The sequence below is a fragment of the Pseudomonas sp. NBRC 111127 genome (genome assembly GCF_001320345.1).
Taxonomy (GTDB): domain Bacteria; phylum Pseudomonadota; class Gammaproteobacteria; order Pseudomonadales; family Pseudomonadaceae; genus Aquipseudomonas; species Aquipseudomonas juntendi.
In genome coordinates, this window is record NZ_BCBD01000147.1 from 1 (window position 1) to 13,633 (window position 13,633).

The 13,633-nt window shown below is 65.3% G+C and carries 13 protein-coding genes and 1 pseudogene; 11 read left to right on the forward strand and 3 right to left on the reverse strand.

Annotated features, from left to right (window positions below):
* A pseudogene (locus APH30_RS21520) lies at positions 1-1,094 on the reverse strand (NAD-glutamate dehydrogenase domain-containing protein); the annotation flags it as partial.
* A gap of 273 nt (positions 1,095-1,367) precedes the next feature.
* On the opposite strand from APH30_RS21520, the gene APH30_RS21525 reads away from it, so the two are divergent.
* Positions 1,368-1,721, forward strand: a complete 354-nt coding sequence (locus APH30_RS21525; protein WP_009684028.1) for a hypothetical protein — start codon at positions 1,368-1,370, stop codon at positions 1,719-1,721.
* Positions 1,722-1,749: 28 nt separating this feature from the next.
* On the opposite strand, the gene APH30_RS21530 is transcribed toward APH30_RS21525, so the two are convergent.
* Positions 1,750-2,655: a LysR family transcriptional regulator gene (locus APH30_RS21530; protein WP_029887872.1), complete on the reverse strand. Its 906-nt coding sequence runs from the start codon at positions 2,653-2,655 to the stop codon at positions 1,750-1,752.
* A gap of 132 nt (positions 2,656-2,787) precedes the next feature.
* On the opposite strand from APH30_RS21530, the gene lysA reads away from it, so the two are divergent.
* Positions 2,788-4,020, forward strand: coding sequence for a diaminopimelate decarboxylase (lysA, locus tag APH30_RS21535; protein ID WP_009684030.1), 1,233 nt, complete (start codon positions 2,788-2,790; stop codon positions 4,018-4,020).
* 15 nt (positions 4,021-4,035) lie between these two features.
* Here lysA and APH30_RS21540 read toward each other — a convergent pair whose 3' ends face one another.
* Positions 4,036-4,944, reverse strand: a complete 909-nt coding sequence (locus tag APH30_RS21540; protein ID WP_156326592.1) for a LysR substrate-binding domain-containing protein — start codon at positions 4,942-4,944, stop codon at positions 4,036-4,038.
* A 199-nt stretch (positions 4,945-5,143) separates the two neighbouring features.
* On the opposite strand from APH30_RS21540, the gene APH30_RS21545 reads away from it, so the two are divergent.
* The 9 genes from APH30_RS21545 to APH30_RS21585 all read left to right on the forward strand — a co-directional run bounded on the left by APH30_RS21545 (position 5,144) and on the right by APH30_RS21585 (position 13,394).
* On the forward strand, positions 5,144-5,965 hold the full coding sequence (locus tag APH30_RS21545) for an AraC family transcriptional regulator (protein WP_009684032.1): 822 nt from the start codon (positions 5,144-5,146) through the stop codon (positions 5,963-5,965).
* A gap of 71 nt (positions 5,966-6,036) precedes the next feature.
* Positions 6,037-6,417 (forward strand): cupin domain-containing protein, encoded by a 381-nt coding sequence (locus APH30_RS21550; protein WP_009684033.1) that lies wholly within the window; start codon positions 6,037-6,039, stop codon positions 6,415-6,417.
* A gap of 171 nt (positions 6,418-6,588) precedes the next feature.
* Entirely contained in the window at positions 6,589-7,299 is a 711-nt protein-coding gene (locus tag APH30_RS21555; RefSeq protein ID WP_009684034.1) for a helix-turn-helix transcriptional regulator, read from the forward strand.
* A gap of 103 nt (positions 7,300-7,402) precedes the next feature.
* Positions 7,403-8,821, forward strand: a complete 1,419-nt coding sequence (locus tag APH30_RS21560; RefSeq protein WP_220460379.1) for an efflux transporter outer membrane subunit — start codon at positions 7,403-7,405, stop codon at positions 8,819-8,821.
* A 164-nt stretch (positions 8,822-8,985) separates the two neighbouring features.
* Positions 8,986-10,131, forward strand: coding sequence for an HlyD family secretion protein (locus APH30_RS21565; RefSeq protein ID WP_054913718.1), 1,146 nt, complete (start codon positions 8,986-8,988; stop codon positions 10,129-10,131).
* A complete protein-coding gene (locus tag APH30_RS21570) occupies positions 10,121-11,635 on the forward strand; it encodes a DHA2 family efflux MFS transporter permease subunit (RefSeq protein ID WP_054913719.1) in 1,515 nt (504 codons plus the stop codon). Before APH30_RS21565 ends, APH30_RS21570 begins: the two co-directional genes overlap by 11 nt.
* A 122-nt stretch (positions 11,636-11,757) precedes the next feature.
* Entirely contained in the window at positions 11,758-12,489 is a 732-nt protein-coding gene (locus tag APH30_RS21575; protein ID WP_054913720.1) for a GntR family transcriptional regulator, read from the forward strand.
* Positions 12,490-12,547: 58 nt separating this feature from the next.
* On the forward strand, positions 12,548-13,003 hold the full coding sequence (gene soxR / locus APH30_RS21580; RefSeq protein WP_029886682.1) for a redox-sensitive transcriptional activator SoxR: 456 nt from the start codon (positions 12,548-12,550) through the stop codon (positions 13,001-13,003).
* A gap of 142 nt (positions 13,004-13,145) precedes the next feature.
* Positions 13,146-13,394: a CsbD family protein gene (locus APH30_RS21585; protein ID WP_009683472.1), complete on the forward strand. Its 249-nt coding sequence runs from the start codon at positions 13,146-13,148 to the stop codon at positions 13,392-13,394.
* Positions 13,395-13,633 lie beyond the last annotated feature (239 nt).

The following is a 13,633-nucleotide window of genomic DNA, read 5'->3' on the forward strand; positions in this document are numbered from 1 at the left end:
TGAGCCTTGGGATCGAAGCCCGAGCGGCGCTCCACTTCAGCGACCTTGCCGCGGATGTACGGTATGGCATGCACGCTTTCGCCGTACACCGACGAGGTGTACAGGCCCATGAAGCGGTGCTCCTTGATGACCTTGCCGTCGGCGTCCAGCTGGCGGATCGAGACGTAGTCCGGGTAGGCCGGGCGGTGCACGCGGCTGGGCAGCGCGGCCTTGGCGAACGACAGCAGCAGCGGCTCGTTGAGGTAAGCCACGGCGTAGTCTTCGATGCGCAGTTCGTCGGCCGTCAGGCCCACACGCAGGCGGCGCGGCAGGCCGAGGAACGACTGTTCGTCGTAGACCATCTGGCCGCCATCGGCGGTGCTGGCAACGGTGAATTCCTCATAGCCGAGGAAGGTGAAGTGGTTGTCCAGCAGCCACTCGAGGAAGGCCTTGACCTCGCCCTTCTCGTTTTGCGCCGGGCCGAACGCGGTGTGCTCCACCTTGGCGAGCACTTCCTGCAGCTTGGCTTTCATCGGCTCGAAGTCGGCAACCGCCACCCGAACCTCGGCCAGCACCTGTTCGATCTCGCGGGTCAACACGGCCAGTTCGGCGGCGTTGGCGCAGCGGTCGATCTCCAGGTACATCAGCGACTCGTGCTGCACCCCCTCGCCCCGGCTGCCCTTGGGCAGCAGCTCCAGCAGCTCGCCGTTGGCGCCCCGGCGCACGCTGAGCACGGTGGTTTGCAGGGTGTGGATGCTATAGCCGCGGCGGTTGAGCTCGGTACGTACCGAGTCGACGAGGAACGGCAGGTCGTGGTGCAGCACCTCGACCACGGTGTGGGTCGACTGCCAGCCGTTGCGCTCGTAATCGGGGTTGTACACGCGTACTTGCGGGGACTGGGGGTCGAAACGCTCGATGATGCGCCAGGCCGACAGGGTGCAGCCGGCCAGGTCGGAAAGCCTGCGCTGGGTGAGTTCGTCCAGAGAGATGATGCCGAAGAACTGATCGGCGAACAGCGCCACTTGTGGCAGGGACTGTTCGCTGATGTGCTGCGCCAGGGCCGCTTGCAGTTGGTGCTGGAAGTCGGCTTTGCTGGCTGCGGTGAAGAACGCCATCTGTGGTACTCCGCTTGGGCTTTGTAATAGTTGAAGCGTCGCTGCGTGCGCCATTTACGGATCAACGATAGCCAACCCGTGGCAAGGCGGACGGTAAAAACCAGAGGTGGAACGTGCGCAGGCACGCCCGGGCCTGGCGAAGCTTAACGACTGATCGGTCATCAAGGCTTGCAGCGCTGCGACAATTTCGGTCAAGGGGCGGTAACTTTACGTTTATGCATGTAGCCAAGACTGTCAGAATTCCCTTCCGTTTCCTTTGATCCGAGCCTGCTCATGCAAATCAACACCGCCCTGCTGTTCGCCACCCCTTGCGATGACGAGGAAGACAATATGGCGACCCTGTGCTGCCATAGCGACAAGGGCCAGATGTTCCTGCTTACCCGCTACCCGGACGAAGACACCGTCGACCTGACCCTGGATGACGAGCCGTCGACGCTGGACGGGCTGAAAGTGACCTTGAGTGCCAAGCGCCTGCTGATCGAAGTGGCCGCCGGTGACCGCGATGCGCTGAAGGGGGATGAGGTGCTGGAAATCAACCTGACCAGCGACCTCAGTGACCTGGATGAGGTGAAGGAAACCCTGGAGAACATCCTGGCCGGGACTGGCACCTTCGTCTGCGAGCTTTAGGGCTTGATACGCCGCGCGTCGCCCCTGCTCATGCCAGCGCTTGTTGCATTGCTTTAGCCTGCGCCCGCAATGCCTCACAAAACGGCTCCACCGCAGCCGAAGCCGGCCGATGATCCGGGCGGATCAGCATCACCTGGTACGGCACCGACACCCGCAACGGCCGGATCGGCAGCCCGCCCTGCGCGGCCTCCAGGCCGCTCAGCGGGTTGATGATGGCAACCCCCAGGCCCTGGCGCACCATGGCGCAGACCGAGGCCGCACTGGTCGTCTCGATCACCGTACGGCGGTTCACACCCGCCGCGCGAAAGTGCTGGTCCAGTTGCTGGCGGTAGGTGTCCAGGCTGGCCAGGTTGATGAAATCGACTTCGTGAAAATCGCTCAACGCCAGCTCGGCCTTGGCCTGCAACGGGTGGTGTTCGGGCAGCACGCACACCATGTTGGCACTGAACAGCCGCTCCCCATACGCCCCGCGCGGTATCTGCTCGACCTCGGTCAGGCCCAGGTCGTGCTGCTGGGCCACCAGTGACTCCTCCAGCAACGGCGATTCCTGGGCCAGAATGCTCACACTCACCCCCCGGTGCTGCTGGTGAAAGCGCTGGCAGGCCTTGGGCAGCAGGGTTTGCGAGAACAGCGGCAGGCAGGTGATGGCCAACCGGCCCTGCTCGAAATTGCGAATGGCCTGGGCAAAGCGGTCGATCCGCTCCAGCCCGACATAGGCGCGCTCCACCTCCTCGATCAACAGCAGTGCCTGGGCTGTCGGCACCAGCCGCCCACCTTCGCGCTGGAACAGGTTCAGCCCGGTGACCTGCTCCAGCCGGGCCAGCTCCCGGCTGACGGTGGGCTGCGAAGTGAACAGCAGGCGAGCTGCAGCGGTGACGCTGCCCGCCGCCATGATGGCGCGGAACACTTCGATATGGCGGACGGACAATTTCACGGCAACGCCCTGCGTAATGACAGTGGCCATATCAGATATGAATGGCCGACAGAAAAAAAGCTATTTTTCTGAATTCCTGCTTTATCGCATCCTGCTTTCCTTCCTGGTATCACCTGAGCGAGTAGCGCCAACATGACAACACCCTTCACCCTCCTGGCCGAGGCAGTGCGCCAACATGGCTCGCCGTTGTGGGCCTACGACACCGGCACCATCGCCGAGCGTGTCGAACAGCTGAAGGTGTTCGACACCGTACGCTTCGCCCAGAAAGCCAACCCCAACCTGCACGTGCTGCGCCTGATGCGCGGCCACGGCCTGGTGCTGGACGCCGTTTCGCTGGGCGAGATGGAGCGGGCCTTCGCTGCCGGCGCCAGCGTTCAGGGCGACCCGGCCGGCGTGGTGCTGACCTGCGATGCACTGGACCGGCCTACCCTGGAGCGGGTGGTGGCAGAAAAGATCGAAGTGAACGCCGGCTCCATCGACATGCTGCGCCAGCTGGGCGAGCGCTCCCCTGGCCACCGCGTGTGGGTCCGCATCAACCCCGGCTTTGGCCACGGCCACAGCCGCAAGACCAACACCGGCGGTGAAAACAGCAAGCACGGCATCTGGCATGAGCAGCTGGACGAAGCGCTGGGCGTGATCAAGGCACACGGCCTGCACCTGGTCGGCGTGCACATGCACATTGGCTCGGGCGTGGATTACCAGCACCTGGAACAGGTAGCCCGCTCGATGATCGAACTGGTCGGCCGCCTGGGGGTGGACATCGAGGCGTTTTCCATCGGGGGCGGGCTTTCCACCCCCTACCGCAGCAGCGACAAGCCCGTCGACCTGCAGCGCTACGCCCAGACCTGGGCAGTGGCACGCAAGGAAATCGAAGCGATGCTCGGCCACCCGGTGCGTATGGAGATCGAACCCGGCCGCTTCCTGGTGGCCGAGTGCGGCTACCTGGTGGCCGAGGTGCGGGCGGTGAAACAGGTGGGGCGCAATACCTTCGTGATGATCGACGCCGGCTTCAACGACCTGATGCGCCCGGCCATGTACGGCGCCTACCACGGCATGACCCTGCTCGATGCCAACGGCCAGCCGGTGGAGCGCCCACGCCAGCCAACCGTGGTGGCCGGGCCGCTGTGCGAGTCGGGTGACGTATTCACCCAGGACGACCAGGAACTCACCCCGCAAGACCTGCCGCAAGCACAGGTGGGCGACCTGCTGGTGATCCACGATGCCGGGGCCTATGGCGCATCGATGTCGTCCAACTACAACAGCCGGCCACTGCTGCCAGAGTTCCTGATCGAGAACGGTGCACTGCGGATGATCCGCCGGCGGCAGACCGTGCAGGACCTGCTGGACCTGGAAGCGGGCCTTTAAGCGCCCTTCTGCCGGCTAGGCCATACCGCCCATGTAGTGCTCCAGGCGGCCGCGCAGCCAGCGTTCGGCCGGGTCATTGTCGGTAGTGCTTAGCCAGACCATGGCCAGCTCCAGCGCCGTGGCGGCGAACGGCAGTTGCTCGGCCTGCAGGTTGCCCCATCGCTCCATCCCCTGGGCCGCATAATCGGGGCAGCAGGCCAGCAGTTCGGTACCGGCCAGGATCGCCGGCAGCGTACTGAATTGCGGCACCGACAACACCACCTGGCGTTCGCGCCCCAACTCCTTGAGCCAGTCATCGACTACACCGTGGGTATTGGCCGTAGGCGAAACCTGAACGTGCGGGCGGGCGCAGAACTCATCCAACGTCAACGCCGTGGTGGATTTGTCGGCGCGCACCACCCTGGCCTGCATGCAGCGCAATACCTTGCGCTTGGCATTGGCCGGCAGGCCCCGGGTCTGGCTGATGCCGACCGTGACATCACCCGCCGCCAGCAAGTCGGGAATGCGCCAGTAATCCACGTGCTGCACGACCACCACCACGTTCGGCGCCTCGACCCGCAGCGCCCGCAACAAGGGCGGCAACAGCCCGGACTCGACGTCATCGGACAAACCGATGCGAAAGGTCATCTTGCTGGAAAGGGGGTCGAAATCGTGGGTCAGGCTAAGGGCCACAGACATCGCATCCAGGGCCGGGGTGAGGTGCTTGATCACCTCCTGGGCGCGGGCCGATGGCTCCATGCGGTTGCCCACACGGATCAGCAACGGGTCATTGAACATCGCCCGCAACCTCGCCAGCGCAGCGCTGACCGTAGGTTGGGCGACGAACAGCTTTTCTGCGGCGCGGGTAAGGTTGCGCTCCTGCATCAGCGCTTCGAACACCACCATCAGGTTGATATCGGCTTTGCGCAGTTCGTTGCGGTTCATTGGCGCTCCCGGCCCATTGTGGTTGTGCTTGCTCGATTTCAGCACTGACAAGCACCCTGGTCGAGTCAACGTTGGTAGATAACCTGGCAGGGCGGCCCTTGGCGGCGACCCGATTGCCCGACAGCGGACAGTCCGGTTACCCTTCCTTCTCCTCCCCTCACGGCCGCCCCAGCCGTGCTCCGCCCAGGCTCCCACCGCGATGAACCGTAAAGCTGACCCGCCACCGTCCGACTGGGTAATCCGCAGCGACCAGCCGGGCGGCATCGAGCGTATCGAGGCCTGGTTCGGCAGCCACGGTTACGACCCGCATCGCCACGATACCTACTCGGTCGGGCGAACCCTGGCCGGCGTGCAAAGCTTCCATTACAAGGGCTCGCTGCGCCACGGCATACCCGGCAACACCCTGGTGCTGCACCCGGACGAGCTGCATGACGGCATGGCCGGCACCAACGCAGGCTTTCGCTACCGCATGGCGTACGTCGACCCGGCCCTGATCCAGAACGTGCTGGGTGGCCAGCCGCTGCCCTTCATCGCTGGCGGGCTGTCCAGCGACCCACGGCTGTACCAGGCCAGCGAGGCACTGGTACAGGCCGTGGACCACCCGTTGGAGCCGCTGGAGCAGCAGGACGCCCTGTACGACCTGGCCATGGCCTTGTTGGCGGTCGGCGGCAAACCACGCGGGCGCAAGCGCCTGGACTACCAAGCCGCCGAACGTGCCCGAGCCTTCATCATGGCGCACCTGCACCAGAGCATTACCCTGGACATGCTCGAACAGGCCAGCGGCCGCGAGCGCTGGAGCCTGTCGCGTGATTTTCGCACGCTGTACGGCACCAGCCCCTACCGCTTCGTCACCTTGCGCCGCCTGGACTGTTTGCGGCGCATGGTGGTCGACGGGTTCAGCCTGGTCGATGCGGCGCTTGCTGCCGGCTTTCATGACCAGAGCCACATGACCCGGCATTTCACCCGTTGCTATGGGGTGCCGCCCTTGCGTTGGCTGGAGCGCCTGCGCCCCACGCGCTGACTTGCAGGATCGTACAAGATGCGCCTGTTGCAGACCGCTAGGCTGGCCACTCCACTCAACGAGGAATTGTCATGTCTGAAGCCCGTATCCCCTCCCAGCCTGCCAACCTGCTGCACAAAGCGTCGCTGATCGAGCAGCAGTGGAGCCCCAGGGTCGTTGCCGAAATGAACGACTATCAGTTCAAGGTGGTGCGCATCGAAGGCGAATTCATCTGGCACGCACACCCGGAAACCGACGAAGCATTTCTGGTGCTGGAGGGTGTTTTGCGCATCGATCTGCCCGATGGCTGTGTGTACGTCAACCCCGGTGAGCTGTACGTCGTGCCGCGCGGTATCGAACACAGGACAGCCGCAGAGGGCGAAGCGAAACTGATGATGATCGAGCCCCGCGGCATTCTGAACACCGGGCATGAAGGCGGCGAGCGCACCGCGGTCAATGATGTCTGGATCTGACAACAGAAGCCGCGTTATTTGTTGTGCGTAGCACTCGCCTGGCAATAATTCACCACGTTCAACTGCCAAACAGCCATTTTGCGTCTTGGTCACCCCTTTTCCATGCCCACCATCGCAACCCGATGAAAATCCACCGCCGTATAATTGGATCCAATATCGAGGGTGCCTTGAATGCGAACACTGGAGATGGACTACGGCCACGGCGACCAGGTTGCCAGCCATTGCCACGCTGAAGACCAGCTGATCTATGCCGCCAGCGGGGTAATGCGCGTCAGCAGCGCGGGAGGCGACTGGGTGATCCCCGGCGGGCATGCACTGTGGGTGCCTGCCGGGGTCAGCCACGCCATCCGCATGCAGGGCGTGGTGAGCATGCGCACGTTGCTGCTCGACGCCGGCATCGCGTGCTGCCAGGTCATCGTGGTATCCGGCTTGCTGCGCGAACTGATCCTGGCCGCGTCACGCATGCTCGACCGGCGTGACGGCGAGCATGCGCGGGCATTGATCCTTAACGAGTTGTCCGCCGCTCGGCGCATCCATGCCTTCGTGCCCACGCCCTCGCACCCGCGCTTGCGTGCCTGGTGCGAGGGCTTTCTCCAGGACCCGGCCCAGGACCTGACGCTGGCGCAGTGTGGCGCGCAGTTGAACCTGAGTGCGCGCAGCGTGGCGCGGCTGTTTCAACGCGAACTGGGCATGTCGTATGGCGAGTGGCGCGCCCGCGCGCGGGTGATGCTCAGCCAGCAATGCCTGGCGCAGGGGCAGCCGATTCTCAACGTGGCGCTGGAGCACGGTTACCAAAGTGCAAGCGCGTTCACCGCCATGTTCAAGCGCATCCTCGGCTACGCGCCGAGTGACTGGCAGCACAACCTCACACGCGGTCACTGAACAGCAGGTTGTCCCGCTTGCGCGCAGGCTTGTCCTGCTTGCGACAGCGCCGCTTCCCCGTCCCTGGTTAACCTCGCATCACCCTCTTCAAGTGGCCTGTGTGATGCCTTTACTGCACTTTTCTCCCTTCGCTGCCCGGCTGGGCGCCACGCTCGCCGTGCTCGGTGCCCTCACGGCGTGCACGCGGCAGCCGGCCCCCGCCGCGCCGCCACCCGTGCTGCAGGCAAACCCGTTGGCAGACCTGCCGGCGGGGGTCAGCCAGCAGCCGTTACCCGCGCAATGGTGGGCGCTGTTCCAGGACCCGCAACTCAACCACTGGGTACAGCTGGCCCTGGCGCATAACCAGGACCTGGCCCAGGCAGACGCCACTGTGCAGGCCATGCTGGCGGGTATCGGTGAATTCGACGCGCGCCGCTGGCCCGCCACTGCAGTGGAGGTTGGCGCAACCTATGGCAAGAGCGCCGATGACCAGACCCTGGCCGAGGCCACTGACAGCCATGCGCCGTCACAATGGCAATTCAGCCCCGGCATCGAGCTGGCCTACCAGGTGGATGTCTGGGGCCAGGTACGTGCGGCCATCGAGCGTGCCCGCGCTCAAGCCGATGCCAGCGCTGCAGCACGGGACCTGGTACGCCTGCAGGTGGTCACCCAGACCAGCCGCGCCTACCTGGCTCAATGCGTGTATGGCGCACGCCTGGCCCAGGCCAGGCAGTCGTTGCAAAGCCTTGAGCGCAGCGTGCAACTGAGTGAACGCCAGCAACAGGCCGGCGTGGCAACGGCGCTCGACAGCGAGCGCCTGCTGGGCTTGCGTGAGCAGGTGCGGGCGCAACTGCCGATGCTCGTTGCCAGGCGGCAAATGGCGCTTTACGAACTGGCCATGCTCAGTGGCCAGGCGGCTGCGGCACCGGTAGGCGACTGCAGCGCCATCCCCACGGTGTCGGTGCCGCTACCACTTGGCGATGGGTGGCGCCTGCTCGAGCGAAGGCCGGATCTGCGCCAGGCAGAACGGGAACTGCGGGCTGCTGCGCTGGAGACCGAAATCGCCAGGGCGGACCTGTATCCGAAGGTCAGCTTCGGCGCCTCGTTGACCTCCTCCGCCGCTCACCTGGCCGACCTCGGCGACAGCCGCGCAGTGATGTTCGGTATCGGCCCGCTGATTCACTGGCAGTTCCCCAACCTGAAGGCCAATCGCGCTCGGGTTGGCAAGGCTCGAGCATTGCAGCAGGCGCAGGTCGCCCGCTACCAGGGCGTGGCATTGAATGCGCTGAAGGACGTGCGCCAGGCGCTGGCGCGTTACGCCGGTGAGCGGCAGCGCCTGCAGGCACTGGAGGCAGCGCTTGGCCATAGCGAGCGGGGCTTTGCCCTGGCCCAGAACAACTACCGCGCCGGCACGGTGGACGGCCTGGCATTGCTCGACAGCGAACGCGAACTGATCCGCTTGCGCGCCAGCCAGGTCGAGGCCCAAGGGCGCCTGGCGCAGGCACAGGTCAACCTGTTCCGCGCGCTGGGTGGTCGGTGGTAGCGCGCAGCAACAACCCACAGGGACCGCGCTGGGCCGAGAGCCTTTTCAATGATCAGGGAGTCGCTGCCCTGTAACAAACGTCAAGGCCAGCGCGGTCCCTGTGGGAGCTGGCTTGCCGGCGATGGGCTGCGCAGCAGCCCCAACATCAGAAATGGAAACCGAACATGAATGCCGCCGTAGAACAGAACGCCCCCGCCGAAGCAGCACAGCAAGCCAGCACCAGACCCCGCCGCCGCCAGGCCTGGATCGCCGGCGGCAGCCTGGCGGCCGTCACGGTGCTGGCCTTCGCCAGCTACTGGCTCACCACCGGCCGCTACCTGCAGACCACCGACGATGCTTATGTCCGTGCCGATTGGGTGGCACTGAGCCCGCGCGTTGCCGGCTATGTTGCCAAGGTGGAGGTGGCGGACGACCAGCCAGTCCAGGCCGGCGATGTACTGGTACGGCTGCAAGACCAGGACTACCGCGCGCGTGTCGAGCAGGCCCAGGCCAGCGTGGCCGAGTCCCAGGCAGCACTGGCCGCCGCACAGGCTGGCCAACAGCTCGCGGCCGAGCGCATCAACCAGCGCCAGCACGCCATCCAGCAGGCTGAAGCGACCGTGCGCAGCGCCACCGCCGAACGCCAACGCACTGCCCTGGACGTGCAGCGCTACCGCGGCCTGGTACGCGATCAAGCGGCCACCGCGCAGCGGCTGGAAAGTGCCAACGCCCAGGCGGCCCAGGCACAAGCGGCGCTGCAAGGGGCCCAGGCCGCGCTGCGCGAACAACGCGCTCAACTGGCCATGGCCAAGGCCCGCTCGACCCAGGCCGACGCCGAGCTGCAACAGCGCGCAGCCGCCTTGGCCCACGCCCAGGCTCGCCGGCAACTGGCCAGCCAGGACCAGCACGACACCGTGATTCGCGCGCCGCTCGCTGGCATCGTGGGCCAACGCCGCGTGCGTGCTGGCCAGTACGTGGTGCCCGGCCAGCCGCTGTTGGCAGTGGTGCCGGTACAGCAGGCCTATGTGGTCGCCAACTACAAGGAAACGCAACTGGCCCGCATGCGCCCCGGGCAACCCGTGGAAATCCGCGTCGACAGCTTTGCCGGCCAGCCACTGCACGGCCGTGTGGCCAGTTTCTCCCCCGCCTCGGGCAATGTCTTCGCCCTGCTGCCGTCGGACAACGCCACTGGCAACTTCACCAAGATCGTCCAGCGCTTCCCGGTGCGCATCCTGCTCGACCCAGCGCCCGCAGGCCTGCAGCTGCTGCCGGGCATGTCGGTGGTGAGCATCGTCGACACCCGCCACGCCGAGGTTGCCGATGGCCACTGAGCAACCCGTCACGTTGCGCGCCTGGGTCGCCGTGCTCGGCGGCCTGTTCTGCTGCTTCATGGCCGGCATGAACGTGCATGTCACCAGCGCCGCGCTGCCGGAAATCCGTGGCTCGCTGGGGGCCAGCTTCGAGGAAGGCTCATGGATCTCCACCGCCTACCTGGTGGCGGAAATCGTCATGATCCCGCTGACCGCGTGGCTGGTCGAAGTGTTTTCGCTGCGCCGGGTGATGTGGACCGGCTCGCTGATCTTCCTGCTGGCCTCGGTGGCCTGCTCGTGGGCCCCCAACCTGGAAACGATGATCACCCTGCGCGTAGTGCAGGGCGCGGCCGGCGCGGTGCTGATCCCGCTGTCGTTCCAGTTGATCATCACCGAGCTGCCAGCCAGCAAGATGGCCATGGGCATGGCGCTGTTCAGCCTGGCCAACAGCGTGGCACAGGCGGCCGGGCCGTCGATTGGCGGCTGGCTGACCGACGCCTATTCATGGCGCTGGATCTTCTACCTGCAACTGTTCCCGGGTATCGCCCTGCTGTTCGCCATCGCCTGGTCGATCGACGCCAGGCCGATGCAACTCGCGCTGCTGCGCAAAGGCGACTGGCTGGGCATCGCGGCCATGGTGATCGGCCTGGGTGGCTTGCAGATCGTGCTGGAAGAAGGCGGCAGGCTGGACTGGTTCGGCTCATCGTTCATCGTTGGCATGAGCGCGATTGCCGCCATTGCCCTGGTGGTGTTCGTGGTTACCCAACTGCGCGGCCAGCGCGCCTTCATCAACTTGCGCTTGCTGGGGCGTTACAACTTCGGCGTCGCCAGTGTGGCCATGTTCATCTTCGGCGCGGCAACCTTCGGCCTGGTGTTCCTGGTGCCCAACTACCTGTCGCAACTGCAGGGCTTCAGCGCCCACGACGTGGGTGTAGCACTGATCGCCTATGGCGTGGTGCAGTTGCTGCTGGCGCCCATGATGCCGCGGCTGATGGGCTGGACCAGCGCCAAGTTCATGGTCGCCAGCGGTTTCCTGATCATGGCCCTGGGTTGCTGGCTGGGGGCAAGCCTGAGCGCCGACAGTGCCGACAACGTGATCATCCCGTCCACTGTGGTACGTGGCATCGGCCAGCCGTTCATCATGGTAGCGTTGTCGGTGCTGGCGGTGGCCGGGCTGGACAAGCGTGAAGCCGGGTCGGCGTCGGCCGTGTTCTCGATGCTGCGCAACCTGGGGGGCGCGGTCGGGACGGCCGGGTTGACCCAGTTGGTGGCCACCCGCGAGCGTTTCCACAGCGAACGCATCCACGAGCAGGTCAGCGTGTTCGAGCCGGGCATGCAGGAACGCATCAACCACACGGTGCAGAGCTGGTTGCCGCAGCAGCAACAGGCGCTGGAGGGGTTGGCGGCAACCATTCGCCGCGAAGCGTACCTGATGGCCTACAGCGACGCATTCTACCTGGCGTGCCTGGCCTTGCTCGGGTGCGCCCTGGCGGCGATGCTGTTGCGGGCCAGGCAGAACACCTGAAAAGCGTCAGCGGGCCCCGTGGATGCTGGGCTGCACAGCCAGGTGCAGCCTGCTCGCCGACCACCCGGCACACGTCGCTGGTACACTCTCGGCCGACGACAGGTGCGAGACAGAACACAGGTATGAACCCGACGCGCTATGCCACTGTAGCCAAGGACTTGATGGCAGGCATTGCCAATGGCCGGTATCCGGTGGGCAGCCTGCTGCCAACCGAGCACGAGCTGTGCGACCTTTACGGTGTGAGCCGGCACACGGTACGTGCCGCGATCGACCAGTTGCTCGGCCAGGGGCTGGTATCGCGACGCAAGCGCGTCGGCACCCGGGTCGAGGCCAGCAGCCCCCGCGGGGGCTACACGCAGTCGCTGGCCAGCGTCGCCGACCTGACACAGCTGGCGCCAGATCAGCGCTGGCAGATCCGCGATGTGCAGCACTTCGTTGCCGACCTGGGCCAGGCGGCACGGCTGGGGCTGGTGCCGGGTGAGCACTACTTTTGCCTGTCGAGCATCGCCGTGGCGCAGGCTGCGCCGCCGCTATGCTGCACCCAGGTCTATGCACAGCGGGACTACGGCGAAGTCATCGAACGCGCTCGCGAGCAGCCCGAACAGCCGATTGCCAGGCTGATCGAGCAGCATTACGGCCGCGCGATCGCGGTGATCGACCAGCAAGTACGGGCGGTAGCGCTGACGGCAGAGCTGGCCCACGCGCTGAAGGCGCAGGTGGGTTCGGCGGGGTTGCAGATCATTCGCCACTACCGCGAAGAGAACGGCGACCTGATGGCCGTGGCCGAGACGATCCACCCGCATGACCGTTTTACCCTGGTTACCCAGTTGCGCCGGGATCGCGCAGCGGGGTAAGCCGTTTCACAACTCAAGGCGCCCTTACAGCGCTCAACCCAAGGCAAGGTCGACAGGCATGGCAGCAGACAACACGCGGATGCTTACAGTGGGCGAAGTCGCCAAGCGCAGCGGTGTGGCAGTGTCAGCGCTGCACTTTTATGAAGCCAAGGGGCTGATCGCCAGCGTTCGTACGGCGGGCAACCAGCGCCGCTACCCTTCGCTGGTACTGCGCACCCTGGCGATCATCAAGGTGGCACAGCGCACCGGTATCGCACTGGAGGAAATCCGCCAGGCATTGAGCCGCTATGCGCCCAACAGCAAGCTGACCGCGGCGCAGTGGGGCGAAATGTCGAGCGCCTGGCGCGAAGACCTGAATGCGCGCATCCGTACCCTGGAGGCGCTGCGCGACAGCCTCGACAACTGTATTGGCTGCGGCTGCCTGTCACTGCAGGACTGCCCCCTGCGCAACCCCGGGGATGTGCTGGCCAAGGAAGGGAGCGGCGCGCGGATTCTGGAAAAGAAGGCGCGCTAGCCTCGCCCACTCACGCCACGTGCGATTCCTTGCAGGGGCGTGTGGCTTGAAGGTGATGAGTAGTTGGAACCATTGCCGCCCTTCACCTCCCTAACCCTGTGCTGTCAACCCAAAGCCGCTTACAGGAAGGAATGTAGCCATCATGAAACGCGAACAGATCGAAGGTGTTGCCGAGAACCTTGCAGGCAAGGCGCAGAGCGCTGTAGGCCGGCTGGTCGAAGACCCGGCGCTGGAAGCCGAAGGCGATGCGCGTCAGGCGGCAGGCCAGGTGACCAAGACCTATGGTGATGCCGTGGACACGGTGACTTCGTTCGTCAAGGAAAAACCTATCGCCGCACTGGCCATCACCGCCGCCGTCACACTGGTGATTTCTCGCCTGCTGCGCCGTTGACCCAAGGCGCAACAGGCGGTGCAGGGCCGGACATGGCGTCCGGCTCACGCCATTACCGGCTGGCGATATTGTAGGCAAGACAAAGGTGCAATACCTATGTGAGCGGGCCCGCGAACACCGGCTCAGCCGGTGCCATGCAGCGCGCTGGCTTCTTCGCGGGCTCGCCCGCTCCCACAGGGATCGCATCAGGGCTGGCAGGTGTTGGCCAAAAGGCGTCCAGTCCCGTGGTAGTGATGGTT

What these genes read in the sequence shown, in the direction of transcription:
- APH30_RS21525 (WP_009684028.1), top strand. Translation starts at nt 1,368, where the DNA reads ATGCAAATCAACACCGCCCTGCTGTTCGCCACCCCTTGCGATGACGAG.
- lysA (WP_009684030.1), top strand. Translation starts at nt 2,788, where the DNA reads ATGACAACACCCTTCACCCTCCTGGCCGAGGCAGTGCGCCAACATGGC.
- APH30_RS21540 (WP_156326592.1), bottom strand. Translation starts at nt 4,944, where the DNA reads ATGAACCGCAACGAACTGCGCAAAGCCGATATCAACCTGATGGTGGTG.
- APH30_RS21545 (WP_009684032.1), top strand. Translation starts at nt 5,144, where the DNA reads ATGAACCGTAAAGCTGACCCGCCACCGTCCGACTGGGTAATCCGCAGC.
- APH30_RS21550 (WP_009684033.1), top strand. Translation starts at nt 6,037, where the DNA reads ATGTCTGAAGCCCGTATCCCCTCCCAGCCTGCCAACCTGCTGCACAAA.
- APH30_RS21555 (WP_009684034.1), top strand. Translation starts at nt 6,589, where the DNA reads ATGCGAACACTGGAGATGGACTACGGCCACGGCGACCAGGTTGCCAGC.
- APH30_RS21560 (WP_220460379.1), top strand. Translation starts at nt 7,403, where the DNA reads ATGCCTTTACTGCACTTTTCTCCCTTCGCTGCCCGGCTGGGCGCCACG.
- APH30_RS21565 (WP_054913718.1), top strand. Translation starts at nt 8,986, where the DNA reads ATGAATGCCGCCGTAGAACAGAACGCCCCCGCCGAAGCAGCACAGCAA.
- APH30_RS21570 (WP_054913719.1), top strand. Translation starts at nt 10,121, where the DNA reads ATGGCCACTGAGCAACCCGTCACGTTGCGCGCCTGGGTCGCCGTGCTC.
- APH30_RS21575 (WP_054913720.1), top strand. Translation starts at nt 11,758, where the DNA reads ATGAACCCGACGCGCTATGCCACTGTAGCCAAGGACTTGATGGCAGGC.
- soxR (WP_029886682.1), top strand. Translation starts at nt 12,548, where the DNA reads ATGGCAGCAGACAACACGCGGATGCTTACAGTGGGCGAAGTCGCCAAG.
- APH30_RS21585 (WP_009683472.1), top strand. Translation starts at nt 13,146, where the DNA reads ATGAAACGCGAACAGATCGAAGGTGTTGCCGAGAACCTTGCAGGCAAG.